This is a genomic window from Halobacillus karajensis (assembly GCF_900108515.1).
Lineage (GTDB): Bacteria > Bacillota > Bacilli > Bacillales > Halobacillaceae > Halobacillus > Halobacillus karajensis.
Window position 1 is genome coordinate 300,517 of sequence record NZ_FNWW01000005.1, and the last position, 24,173, is coordinate 324,689.

The 24,173-nt window shown below is 40.4% G+C and carries 26 protein-coding genes; 13 read left to right on the forward strand and 13 right to left on the reverse strand.

All coding sequences use genetic code 11. From position 1 onward, the window contains the following. The first annotated feature begins 220 nt into the window (after positions 1-220). Positions 221-646 carry a GNAT family N-acetyltransferase gene (locus tag BLW54_RS12520; protein ID WP_035508585.1) on the forward strand — a complete coding sequence of 142 codons (426 nt, stop codon included), beginning with the start codon at positions 221-223 and terminating at the stop codon, positions 644-646. A 43-nt stretch (positions 647-689) separates the two neighbouring features. Next, entirely contained in the window at positions 690-1,346 is a 657-nt protein-coding gene (locus BLW54_RS12525; protein ID WP_035508821.1) for a reverse transcriptase-like protein, read from the forward strand. Positions 1,347-1,399: 53 nt separating this feature from the next. On the opposite strand, the gene BLW54_RS12530 is transcribed toward BLW54_RS12525, so the two are convergent. Both BLW54_RS12530 and purU read right to left on the reverse strand, forming a co-directional pair. After that, positions 1,400-1,894, reverse strand: coding sequence for a L,D-transpeptidase family protein (locus tag BLW54_RS12530; RefSeq protein WP_074735014.1), 495 nt, complete (start codon positions 1,892-1,894; stop codon positions 1,400-1,402). A 140-nt stretch (positions 1,895-2,034) separates the two neighbouring features. Next, complete coding sequence (gene purU / locus BLW54_RS12535; RefSeq protein ID WP_035508588.1) at positions 2,035-2,934, reverse strand: formyltetrahydrofolate deformylase; 900 nt, start codon at positions 2,932-2,934, stop codon at positions 2,035-2,037. A gap of 143 nt (positions 2,935-3,077) precedes the next feature. On the opposite strand from purU, the gene BLW54_RS12540 reads away from it, so the two are divergent. Together BLW54_RS12540 and BLW54_RS12545 are read left to right on the forward strand one after the other, a co-directional pair. Further along, positions 3,078-4,502 carry an aldehyde dehydrogenase family protein gene (locus BLW54_RS12540; RefSeq protein WP_074735017.1) on the forward strand — a complete coding sequence of 475 codons (1,425 nt, stop codon included), beginning with the start codon at positions 3,078-3,080 and terminating at the stop codon, positions 4,500-4,502. A gap of 475 nt (positions 4,503-4,977) precedes the next feature. After that, entirely contained in the window at positions 4,978-5,232 is a 255-nt protein-coding gene (locus BLW54_RS12545) for a hypothetical protein (RefSeq protein ID WP_035508590.1), read from the forward strand. Here the strand turns inward: BLW54_RS12545 and BLW54_RS12550 are convergent. Next, complete coding sequence (locus tag BLW54_RS12550; RefSeq protein ID WP_231622377.1) at positions 5,229-5,501, reverse strand: hypothetical protein; 273 nt, start codon at positions 5,499-5,501, stop codon at positions 5,229-5,231. The two genes, BLW54_RS12545 and BLW54_RS12550, sit on opposite strands and share 4 nt — an antisense overlap. 256 nt (positions 5,502-5,757) lie before the next feature. On the opposite strand from BLW54_RS12550, the gene BLW54_RS12555 reads away from it, so the two are divergent. Next, positions 5,758-7,383: a BCCT family transporter gene (locus BLW54_RS12555; protein ID WP_081867054.1), complete on the forward strand. Its 1,626-nt coding sequence runs from the start codon at positions 5,758-5,760 to the stop codon at positions 7,381-7,383. Positions 7,384-7,457: 74 nt separating this feature from the next. Here the strand turns inward: BLW54_RS12555 and BLW54_RS12560 are convergent, their stop codons facing one another. Further along, entirely contained in the window at positions 7,458-8,165 is a 708-nt protein-coding gene (locus BLW54_RS12560) for a DUF5694 domain-containing protein (RefSeq protein ID WP_035508593.1), read from the reverse strand. Between the two features lie 11 nt (positions 8,166-8,176). Continuing rightward, positions 8,177-9,097 (reverse strand): TIGR03571 family LLM class oxidoreductase, encoded by a 921-nt coding sequence (locus BLW54_RS12565; RefSeq protein ID WP_051744144.1) that lies wholly within the window; start codon positions 9,095-9,097, stop codon positions 8,177-8,179. An 821-nt stretch (positions 9,098-9,918) separates the two neighbouring features. On the opposite strand from BLW54_RS12565, the gene BLW54_RS12570 reads away from it, so the two are divergent. Next, complete coding sequence (locus tag BLW54_RS12570) at positions 9,919-11,691, forward strand: M3 family oligoendopeptidase (protein WP_035508597.1); 1,773 nt, start codon at positions 9,919-9,921, stop codon at positions 11,689-11,691. A gap of 14 nt (positions 11,692-11,705) precedes the next feature. Continuing rightward, on the forward strand, positions 11,706-12,020 hold the full coding sequence (locus tag BLW54_RS12575; RefSeq protein ID WP_244153513.1) for a 4a-hydroxytetrahydrobiopterin dehydratase: 315 nt from the start codon (positions 11,706-11,708) through the stop codon (positions 12,018-12,020). A gap of 46 nt (positions 12,021-12,066) precedes the next feature. Here BLW54_RS12575 and BLW54_RS12580 read toward each other — a convergent pair whose 3' ends face one another. Next, positions 12,067-12,999, reverse strand: coding sequence for an RluA family pseudouridine synthase (locus BLW54_RS12580; RefSeq protein WP_035508600.1), 933 nt, complete (start codon positions 12,997-12,999; stop codon positions 12,067-12,069). Between the two features lie 291 nt (positions 13,000-13,290). Here BLW54_RS12580 and typA point away from each other — a divergent pair, with 291 nt between their 5' ends. Beyond that, the gene (typA, locus tag BLW54_RS12585; protein ID WP_035508602.1) at positions 13,291-15,132 is read left to right on the forward strand and encodes a translational GTPase TypA; all 1,842 of its coding nucleotides are present in this window, start codon (positions 13,291-13,293) and stop codon (positions 15,130-15,132) included. A gap of 187 nt (positions 15,133-15,319) precedes the next feature. Here typA and BLW54_RS12590 read toward each other — a convergent pair whose 3' ends face one another. Next, a complete protein-coding gene (locus BLW54_RS12590; RefSeq protein ID WP_074735020.1) occupies positions 15,320-16,066 on the reverse strand; it encodes a FixH family protein in 747 nt (248 codons plus the stop codon). A 179-nt stretch (positions 16,067-16,245) separates the two neighbouring features. Continuing rightward, positions 16,246-16,932 (reverse strand): bacillithiol biosynthesis deacetylase BshB2, encoded by a 687-nt coding sequence (bshB2, locus tag BLW54_RS12595; protein ID WP_035508604.1) that lies wholly within the window; start codon positions 16,930-16,932, stop codon positions 16,246-16,248. Between the two features lie 221 nt (positions 16,933-17,153). On the opposite strand from bshB2, the gene nadE reads away from it, so the two are divergent. Together nadE and BLW54_RS12605 are read left to right on the forward strand one after the other, a co-directional pair. Then, positions 17,154-17,903: an NAD(+) synthase gene (nadE, locus tag BLW54_RS12600; protein ID WP_035508605.1), complete on the forward strand. Its 750-nt coding sequence runs from the start codon at positions 17,154-17,156 to the stop codon at positions 17,901-17,903. A gap of 9 nt (positions 17,904-17,912) precedes the next feature. After that, entirely contained in the window at positions 17,913-18,476 is a 564-nt protein-coding gene (locus tag BLW54_RS12605; protein ID WP_035508607.1) for a cysteine hydrolase family protein, read from the forward strand. A gap of 56 nt (positions 18,477-18,532) precedes the next feature. On the opposite strand, the gene BLW54_RS21195 is transcribed toward BLW54_RS12605, so the two are convergent. The 4 genes from BLW54_RS21195 to BLW54_RS12620 all read right to left on the reverse strand — a co-directional run bounded on the left by BLW54_RS21195 (position 18,533) and on the right by BLW54_RS12620 (position 20,036). Next, positions 18,533-18,658, reverse strand: coding sequence for a hypothetical protein (locus BLW54_RS21195; RefSeq protein ID WP_262365320.1), 126 nt, complete (start codon positions 18,656-18,658; stop codon positions 18,533-18,535). A gap of 118 nt (positions 18,659-18,776) precedes the next feature. Then, positions 18,777-19,091, reverse strand: a complete 315-nt coding sequence (locus BLW54_RS12610) for a DMT family transporter (RefSeq protein ID WP_035508608.1) — start codon at positions 19,089-19,091, stop codon at positions 18,777-18,779. A 2-nt stretch (positions 19,092-19,093) separates the two neighbouring features. Then, entirely contained in the window at positions 19,094-19,438 is a 345-nt protein-coding gene (locus tag BLW54_RS12615) for a DMT family transporter (RefSeq protein ID WP_035508610.1), read from the reverse strand. 13 nt (positions 19,439-19,451) lie between these two features. Further along, complete coding sequence (locus BLW54_RS12620) at positions 19,452-20,036, reverse strand: TetR/AcrR family transcriptional regulator (protein ID WP_035508611.1); 585 nt, start codon at positions 20,034-20,036, stop codon at positions 19,452-19,454. Positions 20,037-20,271: 235 nt separating this feature from the next. On the opposite strand from BLW54_RS12620, the gene BLW54_RS12625 reads away from it, so the two are divergent. Next, the gene (locus BLW54_RS12625; RefSeq protein WP_035508613.1) at positions 20,272-20,478 is read left to right on the forward strand and encodes a hypothetical protein; all 207 of its coding nucleotides are present in this window, start codon (positions 20,272-20,274) and stop codon (positions 20,476-20,478) included. A gap of 193 nt (positions 20,479-20,671) precedes the next feature. Further along, positions 20,672-22,825 carry an ATP-dependent helicase gene (locus tag BLW54_RS12630; RefSeq protein WP_074735022.1) on the forward strand — a complete coding sequence of 718 codons (2,154 nt, stop codon included), beginning with the start codon at positions 20,672-20,674 and terminating at the stop codon, positions 22,823-22,825. A gap of 75 nt (positions 22,826-22,900) precedes the next feature. Here the strand turns inward: BLW54_RS12630 and BLW54_RS12635 are convergent, their stop codons facing one another. Then, positions 22,901-23,368 carry a hypothetical protein gene (locus BLW54_RS12635; protein ID WP_035508614.1) on the reverse strand — a complete coding sequence of 156 codons (468 nt, stop codon included), beginning with the start codon at positions 23,366-23,368 and terminating at the stop codon, positions 22,901-22,903. Positions 23,369-23,757: 389 nt separating this feature from the next. Between BLW54_RS12635 and BLW54_RS12640 the strand changes: the two genes are divergently transcribed. Continuing rightward, the gene (locus BLW54_RS12640; RefSeq protein ID WP_035508616.1) at positions 23,758-24,156 is read left to right on the forward strand and encodes a GNAT family N-acetyltransferase; all 399 of its coding nucleotides are present in this window, start codon (positions 23,758-23,760) and stop codon (positions 24,154-24,156) included. The last annotated feature ends 17 nt before the right edge of the window (positions 24,157-24,173 follow it).

The window sequence follows — 24,173 nt, forward strand, 5'->3', positions numbered from 1 at the left end:
AAACAGCAGAGTTGTTTTTTTATGCTCCCTTATCCAGAACCATCCGTTTCGAGATGTTTAGGGTGTGCCGTTATGTTTGACAGCGTTTGGAGGTCCGGGAAATCACTCGCTTTCCATGGGTGTACGGTGAGTTCCCTCGGACTAAAGCCCTGTGGGATTTGCGTTTCTAGAGTTGATTGATTTTAAAATATAGTTTAATTAAGTGAGGGAGGAAAAAAGCATGATACGAACGGTAAGGGTAGGGGATGCAGGGAAGTTAGTCCCTTTGATGAAGGATCTGGGATACCCATCAACAAAAGAACAAATGAAAAAACGTTTAACACGGATTTTATCAAAAGGGGATTTTAAGACATTTGTGTGGGAAGAATATAATGAACTATTGGGCATGATCGGTATGACTTATTGTGAGGCCTATCACACTGATGACCCTCATGTACGTGTGATTGCGTTTGTCGTTCGCGAATCTGCGCAAGGGAAAGGTATTGGGAAACAGCTCATGCAAAAGGCTGAAAATTGGGCACTTCAAACAGGCGCTAAAACAATCATGTTAAATAGCGGAAACAGAGATGATAGAGAAAGCGCTCATCATATATACCATCAATTAGGTTTTGAAGGAAGAGCTACTGGTTTTTATAAAAAGATATAAAACGAATAGCATTCCGAATACAGTAGAGAAAGGCGTGAAAAAAGTGAAAGTTTGGATTGAAGTTACATATCGAACGCCAAAAAAGACGAAAACGTTTTTTAAATCTGACGAAATGACAATTGGTGATGCATTATTGATTGCAGAAGATTTGGAGAAAATAGGGCGTGCTGAGACGATTACTTTTATAGATCAATATGATACAACGTGGAAGCGGAAAGATTTGCAGAAGTATTTACATGGCTTAGAAACAGAGCCCCATAATATAACGGTCTTTTTTGATGGTGGGTTTAATAGAGATGACAGAAGATCCGGACTTGGCTGCGTCATTTATTATGAACAAAGTGGGAAAGCGATGCGTTTAAGAAGGAATGCCTTAGTAGATGAATTACGTACAAATAATGAAGCGGAATACGCGGCGCTTCACTTAGCTATTCAAGAATTAGATTTTATGGGAGTCCATCATTTGCCTGTTCGTTTTTTAGGTGATTCACAAGTGGTAGTGAAACAATTGAATGATGAATGGCCGACAATGGAGGATTCATTGAATGAGTGGGCGGACAGGATTGAGAATAAACTTAATCAAATGGGGATTACTCCCTCTTATGAAACCATTTCAAGGAAAGATAACCGCGAAGCGGATCGACTTGCTACTCAAGCTTTAAATGGAGTGGAGGTAACAAGTAGAGTAGAGATAGATTAAAAATCTGAGAAAACAAAATGGAATGAGCGCCTGGAGACTTTCGGCTTTAGGAATCACGCATGAATGGACACTGGCGTCCCAACAGGAATGATTTGGGATAATTCTTCTACGTCTTTATTGTACATTCGGATACACCCTTTCGATACTGCCTTTCCGATAGAGTCGGGGGCATTTGTTCCATGAATTCCGTAATGTTGCTTGGAAAGGCTCATCCACATGGTACCAAAGGGTCCGCCAGGGTTCGGTGCTTTATTAATAATATAGAATTCTCCTGTTGGTGTGTCATAGAGCATTCGACCAACAGCAATGGGATACTCTTTTTGTATGGTGCCGTTTTTGTATAAACGCAGCCGCCGATTGTTGATGGATACATCAATTCGATAAGGAATTGTTTCTGGATTGGGAAGTCCAGGGATAGTAATCTTTTGACTTGGAAAGATGATATTAGGATTTGATAGTTGATTAGCGGCTAGGATATCCCTTAAGGGAGTTCGGTAATCTCTAGAAATCTGGGCTAGTGTTTCCCCGGGTTTTACCGTATGAATCATCTTTTCACCTCTTTTATTAGTTTTATATCATCTTATGTAAAAGATCTACAGTTTTTCCTTTCAAGTGCTGAAAAAGATTTTTACTGATGAAAAAAGCTCTAGATTCCTAGAGCTTTTTTTTGGCTGATCTCATTTATTTATTACAGAACAATCGTTTTGTTTTTGTGTACGAGGACACGATCTTCAATATCCCATTTAACAGCACGGTTGAGAACGCTTCTCTCGATCAACCTTCCTTTTTTCTTTAAATCATGGACATTGTTCCGGTGATCCACCCTGATGACATCCTGCTCGATAATCGGTCCTTCATCTAAGTCGTCTGTGACATAGTGGGAAGTGGCCCCGATTAATTTTACTCCTCTTTTATATGCACGCTTATGAGGGTTAGCCCCGATAAAGGCAGGCAGGAAGGAATGGTGAATATTAATGATTTTGGATGGATGTCTGTCCACGAAATTCGGTGTTAGAATCTGCATGTATCTGGCAAGAACAATTAAATCAATATCGTATTCTTCAAGTAATTCCAATTGTTTTTCTTCTACTTCTTTGCGAATATCTTTATTTGCCGGGATGTAGTAAAAAGGAATTCCGAAAGACTCAACAATGTCTCTTGCCGTTTCATGATTACTGATTACAAGAGGAATATCAGTGACAAGATTGCCACTTTCCCATTCATACAAAAGTTCACGTAAACAATGTAATTCTTTAGAAACGAAAATAGCTGTTCGCTTTAATTCATGCAAGAATGTCATACGCCAAGTCATCCCAAATTGCTCGGCAATTGTATGAAAATTTATTTTTAGGTTTTCCTCTTTCTCCTTCATATTTTCTGAAGCAAATACAATTCTTAAGAAAAATGTCCCTTCTTCATGATCAGTCGTATACTGGTTGGATTCAACAATATTAGCCCCATGCTCATATAAAAACCTAGAAATACACGATACAATACCTGGTTGATCCGGACAACTGACGAGTAGTCGGGCTTTATCTTCGTTTTTTGTCAAGAAATGCTGGATTTGTTGTTTTGTTGAAGTCAACAATGATCACCCTTCCTTTTTGTTGCCACAATTATAGTCGAGTATTTGGTGTTTGGGAAGCTTTCCATGTTTGAAAATGGGGAAATACGGATACATTCACCATGGAACGGTCAGAAAATATTATTCATAATAAAGGGGATATTATGATGCGCAACTATTTAAAGCATTATATAAACGGTGAGTGGATAGAGTCAACAGGAAATGAAATTGAAGAGGTCATTAACCCGGCAACTGAGGAAGTTATAGGGAAAATTAGTCTGGGGACGAACGAAGATTTGGATAAAGCCGTTCAGGCGGCACGTGATGCTTTTCCTTCTTTTTCTCAAACATCTAAAGAGAAAAGAATTGAATTATTAAAAGAAATTGCAGCGGAATATGAAAACCGTAAGGAGGACATTGTCGAAACCATTACCGATGAATTAGGTTCTCCAAAGTCGATATCAGAAAATGTCCACTATATGATGGGCTATAATCACTTCTCACAAGCAGCTGAATCTTTGAAGAATTTTTCATTCATTGAGGATCGCGGAGGACACACGGTGATGAAAGATACGGTAGGAGTTAGTGGTTTAATTACCCCGTGGAACTTCCCGACCAATCAAACATCTACCAAAATTGCGAGCGCATTTGCTGCAGGGAGTCCGGTCATTCTCAAACCAGCCGAAGTAACTCCATTTGCAGCTATCATATTAACAGAAATTTTCGATAAGGTAGGCGTGCCTAAAGGTGCGTTCAACTTAGTAAATGGATCCGGATCAGTCATTGGTGATGGAATCAGCTCCCACCCTGGTATTGATTTTGTATCCTTTACAGGCTCTGGGGCAGTCGGTAAGAAGGTAATGCAGAATGCCTCAGAGCGAATCGCGAATGTTGCTTTAGAACTTGGCGGAAAATCTCCGCTTGTAGTCCTAGAAGATGCCGATGTGGAAGAGGCTGCTAGGGCTGCTGTCAGTCATATCGCAACAAATAGTGGTCAGGTTTGTTCAGCAGCTACAAGAGTGTTAGTTCCTTCTTCTATGAAAAAATCCTTCGAGGAAGCGGTACAAAAAGTGCTTCCTGAATATCCGGTAGGGAACCCTAGAGAAGACAACCATATTGGTCCATTGGTTTCCCAGAAACAATGGGATACGGTCCAGTCTTATATTAAAAAAGGACAAGAAGAGGCGACGCTTCTTGTTGGCGGAACTGGAAAACCTGAAGGGGTAGAAAAAGGATACTATGCAAAACCAACAGTGTTCACAGACGTGGATAACGATATGGTCATTGCTCAAGAAGAAATTTTCGGTCCAGTTACGTGTCTGATCACATATGACACCGTCGAGGAAGCGATTGAAATTGCAAATGATACGAAGTATGGTTTAGCCGGTTATGTTTTTGGTGAGGATGAACAGACATTGGTGAAGGTTGCCTCAGCCCTTAAAGCTGGACGTGTGAAGATCAATGATGCGAAAGCAGACTTTGCAGCTCCATTCGGTGGTTACAAACAATCAGGAATTGGGAGAGAATGGGGCGATTATGGGATCGAAGAGTATTTAGAAATAAAAACTATTTTAGGTTATCCGAAGAAATAAAACGAAAAAAGGATGGGATGTTGCCTTCCATCCTTTTTTCTTGTTTCCTTAGGAAGTGTTCCTGAAAGGTTCTGATATACACCCCCCTGCTTGTGGAGAGGGGATTACATAGTGACACAGGATATAAAGGGGAAATATTTGAGAAACTTCATAGATTCGTATAGCCAGTTGATGAAAGCACCCATATCACTGGCTTTTTTGAATGACATGCTATTATAACATTCATGATATACATGCCTTAATGAGTAGACTTGGGTTAGAATTAGTGGGCCTTCTTTCAAATTCTTAACCGATTTTCTCCTGATATAAAAAGTGCTTAGGTTAAATTCAATTGTGAGAGTATGCCGCCTGGGGTTTCTCTTATTCCATGCTTATCGCAGGGGCCTTCATCCAGGTTTGTCTTTCCTTGGGGGATGAGATTGTAATATACTTGGGAAGTATAAATGCAATGGGGGAATGAAGGAGGTTTAGGCACGTGAATAAATGGTTTACCCATATCTTCAACATCATTGTTGGAATCCTGATAGTCATTGAAGGCTCTGTATATATATTTATGAATAATAAAGATGGAGAATTGCACTTGCGTAGTATTATTATGACTATCCTATTGTTAGTGGCATGGGGGATGTCTTATCGCAAACAATTAATCAGCGAAAACTCAAGTGCTTGGCTGATTGTAACCATTATTATCCTTATACCTATGATTCTGCCCTGGTTATTCTTTATTTAAGCAAGCCACCTGAAAAGGCTGATACTTGCAAATAACAATGCGGATATCAAATAAATATATCCAAACAGTTGAGATTTTCCTTCTTCACTGTTCGTTTCAACGGCTCCTGAGAAGACAAAAAATAGAATACCAATAATATACAGAGTGATTTCAATAGCGGAGAATGGAGGTTTTTTTAATAAAAGCCACCATTCGATCGGAAATGCTGTAAAAAGTGGGAGGTATAAAGGATCCAAATAATCTTCCCACTTTTTCTTTTGTTTTCTCACATTACTTCCTCCTAGGTTCCACAAAGGGTCTCCATTTACTTTCTCCTTTCTATTTCCTTTTGTCAAACAAAGACAATATTCCAGTTATTTTTAATCAAATAGTGGATAAAGGTTCCCAGCTTCATTGCCCTATCATACGTCACTTGGTACAATGGTGCTCGTGTGTTTTTCTTCCATTACATAACTCCGTAAATACGAATGAATTCCTTATTGCAGAACAAACTAAAAACTGAAGAAGTAGAAAGGATGTATGTCATTGAAAACAAAATTAATTGATTGGCCGACGTTTATCGGTGCCCTGATATTACTACTGGGTGTGACACTTCCCTTGATTCTATTCCCGGAAGCAGGAAAAGAGGTTGTTTCCCAGGCGAATACATTCATGACAAAAAACTTCGGTGTCCTTTATATGATTATGGGCTTTATCATCTTTGCTTTCCTGGTTTATGTTGCTTTCAGTAAAAATGGATCCATTAAACTTGGGGATGAAGGAGAAAAGCCGGAATTTAATACTTTCTCATGGGCAGCGATGTTATTTGCTGCGGGTATCGGTTCCAGTATCCTGTATTGGGCGGTCATTGAGTGGGTGTATTACTATCAAGGCCCTCCTTTTGGAGTGGAACCAGAATCGAATGAAGCCATTCAATGGGCCTCTGCCTATGGGATTTTCCACTGGGGACCGATTGCCTGGGCCATTTATACATTGCCAGCCTTACCTATTGCCTATTTCTATTATGTCCGAAAGAAACCTGTCCTTAAGGTTAGTGAAGCCGTACGTCCCGTTTTAGGGAAATCTGTGGACGGGCCGATTGGAAATATCATCGATGTGTTATTTATGTTCGGTCTATTAGGTGGAGCAGGTACCACCCTTGCCCTTGGTACCCCAATGATTGCTGAGGGGATAAACAGCTTAACTGGAATACCTGCTAATTTAGGAATGAAAACGGCCATTATGTTACTGTGCACCGTGATATTTGCCATCAGCTCCTATTCAGGACTTAAGCGCGGGATCAAAGTATTGAGTGATATAAACCTGTGGTTATCCATCTTTCTACTTTTATTTATCTTTATCTTTGGACCGACAAGATTTATTAGTGAAACGACTTTTAACTCACTTGGAATCTTAGCCGATAACTTCTTTAAAATGGCGACATGGATGGAACCGTTTGGAGACTTGGCTAACTTCGAAGAAACAGGATTTCCAGAGTCTTGGACCATTTTCTACTGGGCTTGGTGGCTTGTTTACGCCCCATTTGTCGGCTTGTTCGTAGCGAGAATTTCAAGGGGGAGAACAATTCGGCAAATGGTTCTCGGGACAATGGTCTATGGAACACTTGGCTGTGTGTTGTTCTTCGGGATTATGGGGAACTTTGGTTTATACATGCAGTTGACAGGACAGTTTGATGCGATTGCATTTATGGATGCGAATGGAGCGCCTGCTACCATCATTGAAATCATCCATCAGTTGCCGTTGGCGAAATTCATGGTACTGCTCTTCACCATTCTGGCCATTATTTTCCTTGCCACGACTTTTGATTCATCTTCTTATATCCTTGCTTCTGTGGTACAGAAGAGTGTGGAAGGAGAACCATTAAGGTGGAACCGATTGTTCTGGGCATTTGCATTGTGTGTAATGCCATTGGCACTCATGTTCCTTGGAGGATTGGATACCTTACAAACAGCTAGTATTGTCGGTGGTTTCCCACTCATAATCATTATGTTCTTACTTGCATGGTCGTTCATGAGGGCTTCCAATACAGATATCCGTGAATCAGACGATTATGAACCGAGTACCATCCACATTAAACGTTGGAGAGAACGTAAGAAGAAGAAAAAACGCTCTGCTCTTGAAGCGCTGGAAGACAAACCAGATCAAGATTAATAAGAAAGCCTTCCCAGTGAAATGTAACCTTTGAAAAAGGACATTTTAATAAGGGAAGGCTTTTTCTCAATCGTTTAATATGATTTAGGAAGATACTTTGAAGTGGATGGTATTTGAAAATCCCCGCTTTCGTGCAGAAGTTGTTGAAGTAAGTGAAGATGGTCCCCGCCAATAAGTACAAGGACACGATCATTTCGTTCTGTTATTCGTGCGATATTGGCTGCAATAGCTAAATCACGATGGTACCATTGCTTTAACCATTGCACACCGATTTGATGCTGACGATCACCTACACGTGTGAGCTTTATGTAAATGCGCTGTAATTCTTGTATGTAGTCAGGGTTATTTACATATTGAAGAATACCTTTTACCGAATGGTTGCTTTCCATAGTTTTTAACTTTTTTTGGACCTGAAGAATTTCTTGGAATAGTTCAGGTTGATGCTGCTTCGCCCATTCAAAAACTTGATTTAAAGACGGGCTTGACATATCGACAATTTCATCGACAGGATAAATTCTTGGCAACTCTAATTCATAAGCCAGGCGGAATCCGAATTGCTCTACCTCATCGTATGCAGGTGTGAGGCTTCCTTTTTTGAACTCTTGAAATTTACGGTCCAGCTCTTCTTCAATTAAAAAGGATTTTTCTACAGCCACCTTTGTAGCGTTGTAATCCTTTAATGAGTGGACGACATCCAAAATCTCTTCCTGCTGTTCATTTACCTTTTCAGGATCCATGGCCATATGAAATGTACCTACAAGCAAAATTTCTGGTTTTTCCATAACGCACCTCCTTATTCATCCTCAAAAAGGGGAAGGATCTCTTCACCTAATTCTACTGCAACCTCCTGTACTGGACGTTCATTTTTCGATAGGCCGAGCATTAAATGGTTGACACCAATCGAGCGGTATTCTTCAATCAGCTCGATGAGGGCTTTTCTCCCGGCTTTATAACCGGCCGGTATCTTTTCGGCAGGGGCGTCAGGGTTTTCGAGTAGTTGTAAAGGCAGCGGCATGAAGAAGGGACGAAACGCGTCTTCTCCATGGAAATGTTTTACTTTTTGGCGATATTTCTGAATGATTTCTCTTTGTTGTTTGGGCCGCTGTGGGTAAAACATCCAGCCATCTCCATGTTGGGCCACCCAATCTAAGCTTTGTTGGCAATAGCCTGTCATAAAAGTAGGAATTCGTTTTTCGGGCTTTGGTACGATGTTTGAGCGGTCTAATGTACCAAATGGTGATGTAAGCTTGGGAAATTCCTGATAAATAGCGTCATTAAAGAAGTAGAAGGCTTCTCTGAACCGTTCCCTTCGTTCCATTATAGGAATATTCAAACCTTCAAAGTCTTTTCTTCGATCTCCTGAGGAGATCCCAAACATTAACCGCTCAGGGAACAACTTTTCAATACTTGCGATTTCTTTGGCTGTCCTTAGTGGATGGCGGAGGGGCATGACAAGGGCAGCGGTCCCCAGGTTGATTGAATTTGTATTCGCCGCAAGATAGGTTAGATAAATGAGACTATCAAATATTTGTCCTGTTGCCGGATCTTCAAATGTGGGATCTTCTAAAAGAACGTCCTGGAACCATAAACAATGAAATCCTAGTTCTTCTGCGAGCTGAGCCATACGAACTTGTTCAGTCATTACTGGAGGGGATTGGTTGTAATTTTCTATGGGTATAGTGAGACCGAACGTAATTCGGTCTGGATTTAACATGGATTGGTATCCGAGATGATGTTGAAACAAAAGGAACACTCCTTCTAAAACTTTCCTATTTCTTATTATAATGAGAATGGAGAAGGAATTCTAATCAAATCCTTTAATATGGTCCTATAAAACCCTTACGATATCTCCCATATATGCTCCCGTATCCCGAACACTCCGTTTCGAGATATCGTGTTTGAGGAGACCAGGTTTCTCCAAAGAGATTTCGAGAACGATACAGGGTATGGGTCGTTGGGGAGGGGGAGACTCCCGCGGGAGAGGAGCAAGGCTTTAGTCTAAAAAAGCTTGTCAGTTCCCGGAGGAAAGCGAGCCCTTTCTCAATGATCCTAAAACCTTCCAAACATCTCGTAATTGAGTTTTTTCAGATAACTGCTGTTTTGTTGACCAACCACTAGTGAGAATCAATGACATAGAATGAACATTAAAAAACGCTTCCGTAGGGGGGAAGCGTTTGGGGGGACTATAATATATAGGTAGTTAAATAAAGAAGAAGGGTTAGAAGCACAGAACCTCCGGCCACACTTGCTATGTCAATTGCATCATATTCTATTCTTTTCTTCATGTTGACATCCCCTTTCAAATAAGTAAGCTCAAAGACTTAGCAGGCAACTATTAAACCTTCTACTCATAATACGTTTGAATAGTCAGAAATGTTTCGTTTATATTACAATAACATATCAATATCATTTCAACCAAATGTGACAAAATTTGCGTTATATCTCCAATCGAATAAGGAGGAAAGGTTTGAAAATTCTGATATACTGATTAGAGATGGATGAGGGCAACGATATATAAAAGAAAGGGGAAAGATTATGGGCAATTATGCAACTACATGGGATTTAGATTCCATTTTCAATGGAGGAAGCGATTCCGATGAATTGAAAGATTACGTACATAAGACAGAACAGTTGATGGAAGATTTGGAAGAGCTGATCCGTACATTTACTTCTCCCAAAAATACAGATCAAACGGAAGAACTCGAGAGAATTCTTGAAAAATTACAAGTGATCACCAAACAATTAAGTGAATTTGGTGCTTTTGTCAGCTGCTTGAACGCACAGAACATCCATGATAAAAAAGCGAATATTTGGCAATCGAAGAGAAGTGAGCTTGGGGCGAAGTTGGGAAATGCAATGACGAAGCTTGACCAAACCTTTGTACAAGTGGATGACGACGTGTGGAAATCATTAATGAACCAAAAACCTTTTAAATCTGTTTCGTTTGTCTTAAACGAGAGACGTCAACAAGCCAAAGGTAAACTAGAAGTTGACAAAGAATCCCTGATCAACGATCTAGGCATCGATGGGTACCATGCATGGGGACAAATGTATGATGCACTCGTTGCCAAGTTGACGATTCAAATGGATGGGGAGGAGTTATCAGTGGGGCAAGCCGCAAATAAACTGGATGACCCCGATCGAAGTGTTAGGAAAGATGCATTTACTAAGCTGCAAAATACATGGGGAGAATCCTTGGATTTGTTTAGCGAAACGTTGAATCATTTGGCTGGTTTCCGTCTTCAGACTTATAAACATCGCAACTGGGAAAACGTATGGAAAGAGCCACTTGATTACAACCGCATGAGTGAAAAGACATTGAATGTGATGTGGGAGACCATCACCGAATATAAAAAACATTATGTACCATACATGAAGAAGAAAGCAGAACAACTGGGTATCCATCAACTTAGCTTTTACGATGTTGAGGCACCTATCGGTGAATCAGAACATAAGATGAGTTTTCAGGAAGGGGCGGAATTTATCATTCAACATTTCAGAAAATTCAGTCCGAAAATGGCGGATTTTGCTGAAATGGCATTTGAGAAAAGGTGGATTGAAGCAGAAGACCGCCCAGGAAAACAACCTGGTGGTTTTTGTACAAGCTTTCCGGACAGTGGGGAAACAAGAATATTTATGACTTATTCCGGAAGCCCTTCGAATGTAGCCACGCTTGCTCATGAGCTTGGACATGCTTATCATCAGCATGTTATGAATGATTTACCAATATTGAACCAAGGGTATGCAATGAATGTAGCAGAAACGGCATCGACTTTCGCTGAGATGATTGTTGCGGATGCAGCTGTCAAGGAAGCTGTTACGGAGGCGGAAAAACTTGTATTGTTGGAAGATAAGGTTCAGCGTAGTGTAGCCTTTTTCATGAATATCCATGCCAGGTTCCTTTTTGAAACTCGTTTTTATAAAGAACGTAAACAAGGAGTTGTTTCTACAGACCGTCTGAATAAGCTTATGACTGAAGCGCAAAGAGAAGCCTATGTTCAGACATTGGAAGAATATGATCCGACATTCTGGGCATCTAAGTTACATTTTCATATTACAGATGTACCTTTCTACAACTTCCCTTATACTTTTGGGTACTTATTTAGTATGGGAATTTATGCGAGAGCGCAGGATGTCGGCCCTGAATTTGAGGAGCAATATATTGCCTTACTGCAAGATACGGGAAGAATGTCAGTCGAAGACCTTGCTGAAAAACACTTGGGTGTAGATTTAGAAAAAAAGGATTTCTGGACGCATGCATTGGATCTTTGCCTTTCTGACCTTGAATCATTCATGGATCTAGTTTAATAAAGGGAGGTAGGATGATGGTTAACAAAGAGAAACGTATTCTAGAAGGAGAAAAAGAAAAACGAGTCGCGCAATTAGATGGTTGGAAACTGACAGATGGAAAGTTCATCGTAAAACGGTACCGTTTTACGGATTTCCTAACTGGCGTGCAATTTGTGAATCATATTGCTGAGTTTTCAGAGGAAATTCAGCATCATCCGTTCATAAGTATTGATTATAAAATGGTTACACTTAAGCTGACCTCTTGGAATGCGAAAGGTCTTACCGAACTTGATCTGACTTGCGCTCAAAAATATGATGGTCTCTATGAATCGATTACCGGAAAATAACCAAAAGCCGTCCCGCAAGCAGGGGACGGCTTTTGATATGTTAAGGTTATCTTTGGTTGAGTCTTTCTATTTGTTCTTTAGTGAACAATGGAGATTGTTTTGGCGGCATAGCGAAACATTGAACCTCTTCTTCCGTAAATGGATGAACCAGTGTAAGGCGCGCTGCATGAAGAGCCTGTTTGTAGTTTATGCTGCTTTTCCCCCCATACATCTCATCTCCAATTAAAGGGTGGCCGATATAACTGAGGTGTACTCGTATCTGGTGTGTTCGACCTGTTTGTAATTGTAGTTTGACCAGGGAGGCATCTCCCTCTGCGTGATAAGAAAGAACTTCATAATGAGTTTCCGCATGTTGGCCCCCATGGGAGACTCGTCTCCTTACGGGATGGTGACGATCTTTTCCAATTGGTTCGATGATTTTCCCGCGTACGGGCTTAATGTTTCCGTGAGCCCAAGCAAGGTAGGTCCTTTTTATTTTCCGCTCCTGTAATTCTTTGCCCAGCATAGCAATAGCAAGATCATGTTTTGCAAAAAGGATCGCACCGGATGTATCCCGGTCGAGCCGATGGACGTATTTAGGTGTCGCTTCAATACCATTCATCTGAAAATAAAAAGCAACACCGTTGACGAGTGTATCCTGTTCGTTAGGAGTATTCGGGTGTGTGAAGACACCTGTCGGTTTATTGACGACAAGAATATGATCATCTTCATAGATCACATCGATCTCCATATACGTGGGTGTCACTTCGAGTGGTTTTGGACGGAAAAGCCGGATGCGCAAAACGTCTCCATTCTTCACTGTGGCTGTTTTCCAATGGGGATTTTCATTATTTAACGTTACTTCACGGTTAGAGCGGAAGCTATGCATCAGCTTTCTTGGCACATTCCATTCCTTCTTAAGTATTTTTTCAATGGTGAATCCATTCCATTTTTCTGGAATGATGACTTCAAGCCAATCACCCATTCGTTTCGTTTTCATTTCTACACCCAATTTCCTAGAATACTGTATACGTGGCATTGTAAACGCACATATTGATACCAAGTATGAACTGCCCTATATTTTACTTCTAAGTATATCATTTACGCAATGGCCACAAAAATTGAGAAATCATTTACGAAAATACTGGAAATGCATCGTGTTTAATGTTTCATTTTATACTAAATTTAACTCCACTTAGTTAACAAAAAAGGAATCTGGTATCGATGCAATTAGAACTATGTTATAGTAGAAGGGTTGAATAATTTGTGATACGAAAGAGGTGTGTGCTTTATGCAACACAGAGATGATATTCGTAATATAGCGATCATCGCACACGTTGACCATGGGAAAACTACATTGGTTGACCAAATGCTTCACTATTCTGGAACTTTCCGTGATAACGAGCATGTCGATGAGCGCGCTATGGACTCTAATGATTTGGAAAAAGAACGCGGCATTACAATCCTCGCGAAGAACACCGCGATCAATTATAACGATACACGTATTAACATTCTTGACACACCAGGTCACGCAGACTTCGGTGGGGAAGTAGAACGAATTCTTAAGATGGTTGACGGTGTACTTCTAGTTGTCGATGCTTATGAGGGATGTATGCCACAGACACGCTTTGTCTTGAAAAAAGCGCTGGAACAAAAGTTGACTCCAGTCGTCGTCTTAAACAAAATAGATCGCCCGAATGCTAGACCGAACGAAGTGATCGATGAAGTACTTGATCTTTTCATTGAGCTAGGAGCAGACGATGATCAATTAGAATTCCCTGTTGTGTATGCTTCTGCGTTGAACGGTACATCCGGTGATGAACCAGAAGAACAACAAGAAACCATGGACCCTATTTTCAAATTGATCATGAACAATATTCCTGCTCCTGTCGACACGAAGGAAAATCCGCTTCAATATCAGGTGACATTGCTGGATTATAATGATTACCTTGGACGAATAGGAATTGGGCGTGTCTTCAATGGTTCGATTAAAGTCGGCCAGCAAGTATCACTGATGAAGAAAGACGGTTCTGTGAAAAACTTCCGTGTTTCCAAATTGTTTGGCTTTATCGGACTGAAACGTGTAGAAATCGAAGAAGCAAAAGCAGGAGACATTATCGCACTTGCGGGTATGGAAGATATCAACGTCGGAGAAACTGTTTGTCAACCAGATCATCAGGAAGCTATGGAGATCCCGCGTATTGACGAACCGACCCTTCAAATGACTTTCCTAGTGAACAACAGTCCTTTTGCTGGTCGCGAAGGAAAGTATGTAACAGCGCGTCAAATTGAAGAACGCCTGATGACCCAGCTGGAGACTGATGTCAGCTTAAGAGTGGAACCTACAGATTCCCCTGATGCTTTTACAGTTTCAGGACGAGGAGAACTTCACCTTTCTATACTTGTTGAAAATATGCGTCGTGAAGGTTATGAACTGCAGTTATCTAAACCGAAAGTCATCTTAAAAGAGGTTGATGGAGAAGTTTGTGAGCCAGTCGAACGTGTGCAAATCGATACCCCTGAAGAATACCAAGGGGCGGTAATGGAATCCATTGGATACCGTAAAGGTGAAATGCAGGATATGGTGAACGATGGTAATGGTCAAGTTCGCTTGGAGTTCCTTGTACCATCACGTGGTTTGATCGGGTATGCGACGGAATTCATGACGCAGACACGCGGCTATGGGATATTAAACCACACCTTTGATGGATATGCTCCATTAACGAAAGGTCAAGTCGGTGGACGTCGTGAAGGGGTTCTTGTTTCTCTGGATAAAGGAAAAGCCTCAACATACGGAATTATGAACCTGGAAGATCGTGGAACCATTTTTGTAGAACCAGGAACGGAAGTTTATGAAGGAATGATCGTCGGGGAACACAACCGTGAGAATGACCTGACGGTAAACATTACAAAAGAGAAGCATTTGACGAACATTCGTTCAGCAACCAAAGATACAACGAATACAATTAAGAAGACAAGACAAATGACACTTGAAGAAGCTATTGAGTATCTGGATGATGATGAGTATTGTGAAGTTACTCCTGAAAGTGTCCGTTTGCGTAAGAAGTATTTGAATAAAAATGAACGTGAAAAAATGGCGAAAAAGAAAAAACTTCAAAACACTGATGTTTAATCGTTTATAAAAAGGAAGCCTGGAGCATTTTCCTCCAGGCTTCCTTTTATTTTGGTCTCGATCATAATAAAGCTTTATGCGCTTCGAAAGATCAAGGTTCAACCGCTTCTCTGTACAAAGGTAATCATAGGGAACCTTCTCTTAAAAATGGTGGGCACCTGAAGACACACTTAATTGAAATACTTTTTTATTGTACGACATCTATGGTTTCTTTTTTATGCTCATGGATCTCTTCTTCTGGTTTTTCGTAATGGATGTTAATGGTATAACCCCCTGGTTCTGGAAAAGTATAGGTGGCCGTGTACTCACCAAGCTCTTCTTCTTCTGCTTCGACATACGTATGCTTGTCTGATTGATCAGAACTGATTTCGAAACGAACCTGTCCATTGGAAAATGGTTCTTCCATATGATTGATGTGGGTGGTTAATGTCGATTCATTACCAGCTTGAAACGTTTGTTCTTCCATAAGATGAACCATGAACTTTCCGCTGTTATTTCCATGATCGTGTCCACTTGCTTCTGCCTGTTCACCAACTGTAATTTCGTGCTGTGGCATGACATGAAGGTCATCTACTTGAGTATGGGCAATTACTTGATAAGTCCCTTCTTTTTTGAAGGTATGCATGATCTGATAAACGCCATCTTCTTCATGTTCAGCCTTGATCGTTTTTGAAGCGTCTTGTCCATCACTATCATGCCAAATTTCAAATTTCACATACTCTGCATCGGGGACAGGCTCACCACCTTGTGTCACTGTTGCTTTAATTGGTGTTTTTTCATTTGCGGGAATCGGTTCATGTTCAAAGTCCACCTTTGCCTCAGGAAGCTCGGCAGCAGCATTTTGGTCATCTGCTGTTGATGAATGATCTTCTGTGTTGCTGGTTGAGCAGGCGCTGATAAATAATAATACAACTACTATGAATACGTTCTTCATAATGCATCTCCTTTTTCTGACTGTCCTATCGATTTTGTTTGACGAGGATATGTGTTAGGAAACACTTACTCTAAGGATATCATTTTCAGCTTAGACACTACTTCATCTTTTTAGACTATCTTATGACAATCTCACTGGCTGTTTAGATAAAAAAGAGGCCAGCTCCGTAGAGCTTACCTCTATTCTACTAGATCCTTATTCCAATCATACGTATAAAAACGTTCATCAGTTACCCATTTAAGTGCTTCAGGATCATTCACCTTGATGCCTTCCTCAAGCATTTCGAGCATTCGTGCTGTTTGAGAAATGTGAGCACGCATTGCGTTCAGCTTTTCGTCCTTGACAGAACGGATATCATGAACGACATCCGGTTGTCCTAAATTTTCTTCCGTATTATTCGCAAAAGCAACCGCATGAAACTTAGGGCGGTCTTTTTCATTGATTTCTCTGAGAGCCCGAACGACTGCTCGAGCTGTTGCTTCATGGTCAGGATGAACCGCGTAGCCTGGATAAAAACTGATGACTAAAGAAGGGTTAAGCTCATCAATCAATTGGCTCACCATATTTTTCATTTCTTTATCATCTTCAAATTCAAGAGTTTTATCCCTTAATCCCATCATACGCAAGTCCTTAATACCCATGGCATCCGCTGCTTTGATTAGTTCCTTACGTCTGATCTTCGGTAAAGACTCCCGTGTTGCAAATGTTGGTTTTCCAAGATTCCGTCCCATTTCTCCAAGCGTTAAACAAGCATAAGTAAGGGGAGTCCCTTGTTTTATATAGGATGTAATCGTCCCTGAAACTCCAAATGCTTCATCATCGGGGTGAGGGAAGATGACAAGGACATGTCTTTCTTGTTCGATCATGAAAATTCACTCCTTCAAAAGGGTCACTAATCCTAATTATTGCTTAAATGAGGAAAAATGAAAAGTCATTTGTTTATAGGGAGTGGAGCGTGGTTATGGAAAATCATCACTCAAATAGCGCCTGGGGTTTTCATGGAAAGGTGGAAAACCGTTATAGGTTTATGTTCTCCTAATTAAAGGAAAACACTCTTCAGGTAGTAAAAGAAAGGGGAGACATACAAATGGAAAAAAGAATAGAGTACTTGGTCAATTGGCTGAGGGAGAAGAAAGAAGAAGCAGGGGCAGATGGGCTGCTTGTCGGTTTAAGTGGGGGAATTGATTCCGCAGTGGTAGCTTATTTGATTAAGCATGCTTTTCCTGATCACTCGCTTGCTGTCCTTTTACCCATCAATAATAGTGTGGAAGACCAACAGGATGCGTTGGCGGTAGTCGAACAGTCAGGTATTGATTCTGTTGGAATTGAATTAACGGAACCTTATCAAACCACTTATGAGATAATCAAGAATCAATTGAATGAAAAAGGAGATTGGAATAATGAAAAGTCCCAACTGGGGGGAGCTAATCTACAGGCCCGGTTGAGAATGAGTGCGCTTTATGCCGTTGGGAATAACTACAATTATCTAGTGGTCGGGACAGATAATGCAGCAGAAGATTACACAGGCTACTTCACAAAATATGGAGATGGGGGCGTCGACCTTGTCCCTCTGATTCATCTCAGGAAAGAAGAAGTAAGGGAAATGGCGGAAACATTAAACGTTCCTGATTCAATTATTTATAAAAAACCAAGCGCTGAGCTATGGGAGGGACAGACGGATGAAGAGGAACTTGGATTATCCTATGAGACCATCGATGCTTATCTGAAGGGAGAAGAAATCAATCCAGAAGATGAAGTAAAGCTTAAGAAGCGTCATGAAATAACAGAACATAAGCGCCAAGTCCCTGCAGGACCTGATAAAATTGAGGGAGTGTGAGTTCGTTTTATGGGAAAGGATACGGCATTAATAATCATAGATATGATTAATAAAATGGATTTTGATGGGGGGGATAAGTTACTGGAGAACAGTCTTCCTGTCGCAGAACGTTTACACAAGTTTAAGAAGGAATTTAAGAAGCAGGGCTTCCCTGTGATCTATGTCAATGATAACTTTGGTCTTTGGCAGGACAATGTTTCCGATCTTTTGAAAGAATGTAAACAGGGAAGAGGAAAACCTATAGTGGAACGAATGATTCCTGATGAGGATGATTACTTTATTATAAAGCCGAAGCACTCAGGTTTTTTCGGTACACAGCTAAGCATCCTATTAGATCAGCTGGGTATTAAGAACCTGATTCTTACAGGGGTTGCTGGCGATATTTGTGTTATTTTCACAGCAAATGATGCGTATATGAGAGAATTTAATCTTTGGGTGCCGGTGGATGGTACGGCTTCAGAGTACAATGATGATAATGAAAATGCTCTAAGAATTATGAAACGATCCCTATTTGCTAGAACGGAACCGTTGAACAACAATAAATGGCAGGATATTTTCAATAATCCTGAATAATGGGAGGGAGTATAATAAAACCCCCTTCGGCGAAGCGGAGGGGGGAATGACTTTAATTAGTAATTTTTTGTTTCTTGAGGAATGGATGAGTTAGCATCCGTATCCATATCCATACTTGTATAGCCCACATAACTGAAACTAATGATAATTAACATTAGAATGGCCAGTAAAACTCTTCTCATATTATTTCCTCCATTACTACAAAAAGCGACAGAAAAATCAGGTTTTTGTCGAATGTTGTAGTTTTTCGCTTATTCTATTGTAAGCATTCCATTTGAAGATTACAAGTCTATTACGATTCTATGAGACCATTTTTAAACCTATGACTCCAGCAATAATACAAGTGATGAACAATAGACGCTTGCGGGTCGCTTTTTCTTTGAAGAAAAAGATCCCTAATAACACGGTTCCTGCTGACCCAATCCCAGTCCAGATTCCATAGGCGGTACCAATAGGAAGTTCTTTCAGGGACAAAGAAAGAAAATAGAAACTGGCTGCTCCAGCCATTATAGCGAAAAACGCAGGCTTTCGTTTTTGGAAGCCATCCGAAAGTTTTAAAAAGAACATGGCTGTCATTTCTCCTGCCCCAGCCATCATTAAAAATACCCATGCCATCCCTATCCCTCCTGTTGTACATGTTCTGAAGCTGTATCAGACATCTTTAAACCAATAATCCCTGTTATTAAAAGGACAATAAAAAAGACTTTCCCGGGTCCGCCTCCATCTCCAAGAAAGATCATTCCGATTAACGCTGTTCCTGCTGCCCCTATCCCCGTAAATACGGCATATCCTGTTCCTATATCAATGTCTTTTAATGCTTTTGTGAAGAAAAAGAAGCTGATAATGATACAAATAACAGTGATAGAAGAAAAGACCGGATTCGTAAATCCCTTCGATAACTTCAAACCAACTGCCCATCCAATTTCAAAAAAAGCACCAAAGAATAAATAAATCCAAGCCATTGCTCATTCCTCCTTATTCACCCGGCGCTTGAATGCCAAGCCAGAATATATGCCAGCTTGACTGTTGTCTTTCTTCAAAGACCTCACGGTCATAGAAGTTTTCTTCTAAGAACAATCCGTCCATTAACGTATAAAAAGCAGATGTGAGCGTATCTGTAGAAAGAGGGCGAATTATTTTCTCATCAATCCCGCGTTCAAAGACTGGTCGAAGGATGTCTGTCATACATTCCTCAACCATCCAGAAAACTTTTTTAATTTCCCCTGTGAATTCTTCGGGAGGAAAGAATGTGACACGTTTGAAGAATAACCCTTCCGTAGTGTCGGCCATGTGTTTTAAATACAAACGATAAATTTGGTGAAGGTGATCAGCGACTGAATGATATTGCAGAGACGCAGACTGACTGATTAAGTGATTCTTTTCTTTGTCGGCGACATCATATAGAACGTGTAAGAAGATATCTTCTTTATTATCAAAATGATTGTAGAGAGATGGTTTTTTTATACCAACAGCCTCCGCGATATTTGCAAGTGTTGTGTTTTCATATCCATAATTAGCGAAGAGTTTAAGACTCTCCTCAATAATACTTTCTTTTGTCATTCATGTCTCTCCTTTTTGCTAACTAACGGTTGTTAGTCTATTTTAGCATGGGGAATATATATTGTCCAGTGAGCGGGATTCGACACGTTTAGCCATAAACAGGGCAGGGAATGCTTGTTAATAGAAGGACTTTTTTATAATGGGGTTTCAGTATTTGTTTCTAATATCCAATAGGAATAGAGACACCTTGTGAAGAATGTCCTTAAGAATACACAAACAGAAGGGGATTGAATCGGTGAACCAATATAAATTGGATCGATATGAAGGTGCGTATGCGATTTTGGTAGAGGAATCCGAGTTTAAAAATGAACTTTCTGTATTGAAAGAGAGATTGATTGGATTTGTAAAACCTGGAGACTATGTTGAAATAGAATTTGATTCTATTGGAAATTTCAAACATGTTGCCATCCTGCCTAAGAATGACAATATGGAAAAGGCTTGAGAAGAAGTGCGTCAACGGCTCAGCAAATGAACCGCTGACGCACTTCTTCTTTAAATTCTGCATTTAATTCAATGAAAGGAAAAAATGAGGGGGGAAGCCTTCTTCATTTCCTTAGGATTCAAATAAAGAACGAATACTTAACCAACTTTTGATGTGCTATAATACAAACAAATGTTCTTGGAAGGTGATTGTTATGGAAGAACTATTGAGCGGACTAAATCCATCACAACAGGAAGCCGTTGTTTCTACAGAAGGATATGTACGAGTAATCGCAGGAGCAGGTTCCGGAAAAACAAGGGCTCTTACTCATAGGTATGCCTTCATTGTAAAGGAACTCGGGATTGATCCCGCCAATATTCTCTCGGTAACATTTACGAATAAAGCGGCTCATGAAATGCGGCGGCGTGTAAAAAAGATGATTGGTGGAGAGCAGGATACCGGTTTTATTACGACTTATCATGGATTTTGTGTGCGAGTGCTGCGCGAAGATATACATCGGCTGTTCTATCCGAAAAATTTCATTATTTTGGATGTGGAAGACCAAAAAAATCTGCTTAGAGAAATTTTCGAAGAGATGGAATTAAAGCTGAATGATAAAACCTTTAAACGAATTCTTGGTAAGATCGGCATCCTGAAAGGGAATCCGCATTATGTCCAACAAATGATCCTGCGTGGAGAAATGCCTACCGTGAATGACTCTGGAGATCTTGACAGTCAAATCATTCAACAATATTTAAAAAAACAAAAGCGAGTGTATGGCCTTGATTTTGATGACTTGCTAAATTTCGTTTTCACCCTCTTTGACCAAAATAAAGAAGTCTTGGAAAAATGGCAGAACCGACTCTTTTATTTGCAAGTGGATGAGTTTCAAGACAGCAGTTTAAAACAATTTGAACTAGTTAAGATGCTGGCCGGAAAACATGACAATTTATTTGTCGTCGGGGATCCGGACCAAACCATTTACGAATGGAGGGGAGCCGACCCCAAATATATGGTCGATTTTGATCAATATTTTCCAGAAGTCCAAACCATCTTTTTAAAAGAGAATTATCGATCAACTCCAGAAATTCTGTCACTTGGAAATACTCTCATCCGAAATAATTATTTCAGGGTAGATAAAGATATGGTAGCGACGAATCCACCTGGTGTAAAAGTTGTTCATTATCATGGCAAGGATGAAATCCAGGAAGCAAAATGGATTGTAAGCAAAATCAAGGAGCTCTCCACTGAAAAAAATGTCAATTTGAGTAATATTGCTATCCTTTACCGCGCTAATTACTTGTCAAGGTACGTAGAGCAGGAGCTTATTGCTGGAGATATTGAATATAAAATTTTCGGAGGCTTTAAGTTTTTCGACCGGACGGAAATTAAAGATGCTCTTGCCCACCTTCGGATGATTGGTTTTGCTGATGATCTCTCTTTCACTCGTATTATCAATGTACCGAAAAGACAAATAGGGAAGAAAAGGATGGCTTTTCTCCGTGAAAAAGCAGAAGAGGAAGGTTTATCTCTTTATGAAACGCTGAAAAAATATAAAGAACATGAACGACTTCGGCGAACAGGAGCAAAGGAATTTATTGATGCGATTGAATATTTGAAGACCATTAGCCGGAAAAGGAAAGTTTCTGAACTCCTTCAGGAAGCCATGCAGTTGACGGGTTATGAAGAGTATAGACGGGAGGATGGCGATCAGGAGCGCTTGGACAATATGGCGGAGCTGCTTCATTCAATTGTTCAATATGAACAGACAATGGGAGAAGACATACGTTTGGATGAATACTTACAATTGATTGCACTTTATACAGACGATGACAGGGAAGATCACATCGATTCAGTCAAACTTATGACAATTCATACGGCCAAGGGTCTGGAATATCCTTATGTTTTTGTAATTGGTATGACGGAAAGTATTCTACCCCATGACCGTGCATTGAGGCAGCGGAAAGAAAGGGGATTAGAGGAGGAACGCAGACTTGCATATGTGGCCGTCACAAGAGCAGAGTGTGAGTTGTATTTAACTGAATCCGAAGGTTTTCAAAATGGGGGGCAAAAAAAATATCCCTCCCGGTTTATATTTGAAGTAGATGAAGAATTGTATGAGCGGATCGGGGAGATTGATAAGTCCCTGATTGAGGAAGCCAAAGATTTTATCCTTTCCTCTCATCGTTTAGAGAAAGATATCTCAGCTGACCACTTCGATATAGGAACCCGTGTCGAACACCCTGTATTTGGTGAGGGACGGATTGAAGAGATAGATGAAAAGAAAAACAATTATATGATCTTCTTTGATCGATTGAAAGCACCACGCCCCATCAGCCGTCATTTCAAAAAGCTTAAAAAAGTTTAAGAAGAAAAGCTGTTACAAGAAAGTGACAGCTTTTCTATTTGAAAATATTGAGAATTTTGTTCTTGCCGCTTTTGCTTAAATGGCATTAGCTACTTCCAAGGCTTTTTCTGTCCGTCCTTCTTTAGGGCCATAGTATTGAATTTGGTAAATGACATCAAGGTCCCCATCATACCATTCAACGAAAATATGGTCTTTCTTTTCCTGGACGCCTGCAACAGCCCCTGTATTTAAAGGGATCTGTAATTCAGATTCTTCAAGAACGTTACCTGGTGCGAACAGAGTTCTTACTTCTGTTTTTTCCTTACCACTGGATTGGTAGAGAACTTGTACGCGTTGGTCTTCAACTTTAGATTCGACTTTGGTTACCTCGAAGGGCATATCCTCAGGAAGACCTAGTTTCTCCTGCTTTTCACTGGATAATTCTTCTACAGGTTGAGCAAAAGTATCCGGATAGGCCGTTTTTAAATCCTCAAGAGACAAGTTCTGAGAGGAACAAGCGGCGAGAAAGATGAGCATCCCGAACAGTAGAATTTTTTTCCACATATTTTTCCACTCCTTGAACATAGAGAAAAACTTCCGCTCCTATCTTACCATACTTTTATAAACTAGAGCTTACTAGAAGTCATTATAAAACTCCCTTATCCAGAACGCTCAGTTTCGGGATGTTTTGTGTGAGGAGATAGTGGGTGGGAAAATGGCTCGTTTTCCGGCCTAACATCATGTGGGGCGTTCGATGTTGGCACAGGACCTACCATACATTTTACATGGAATTGAAAGATCAGGAGGAAGGTATTGAATAAATAGATTTATTTTTATACAAAAGGTGAAACGTTTGGAGGGAATCCATCGTACTAGATAATAGATAAATAGATTTAAAATAAGGGGATGGAAAAAAAGGGAGAAACTATTAATCAGGGGAAAGGTAGGATCACATGAAAACCATTCAAATCCGTACGTTTCTAGAAAAAGACTTTGATACTGTCCAACAACTGAATGAACAACAAGGTTGGAGGACCCTCGTCGAAAGAGGTGAAGAAACCTTGTGTGCGTGGTTGAATTCTGAACCTGCTTTGGTAGCGGTTGCAGATGGAGAGGTCATTGGTTTCTTAAGAGGACTCACAGATGGATCAATGACTTTATACATATGTGAGTTACTCGTGAAGGAAAGTCACAGAAAACAAGGGATCGCGGAAAACCTAATCCGTACCGCTCATGAATGTTATCCAGGCACACGTATTGAAGTGTTAGCTTCTCAAGATTCTGAAGGGTATTACATCAGTCAAGGGTATCGCCCCTTTTATGGGTTTCGAAAGACTGTAGAAGAAGTGTAAAAAAACAACTGGTCCGG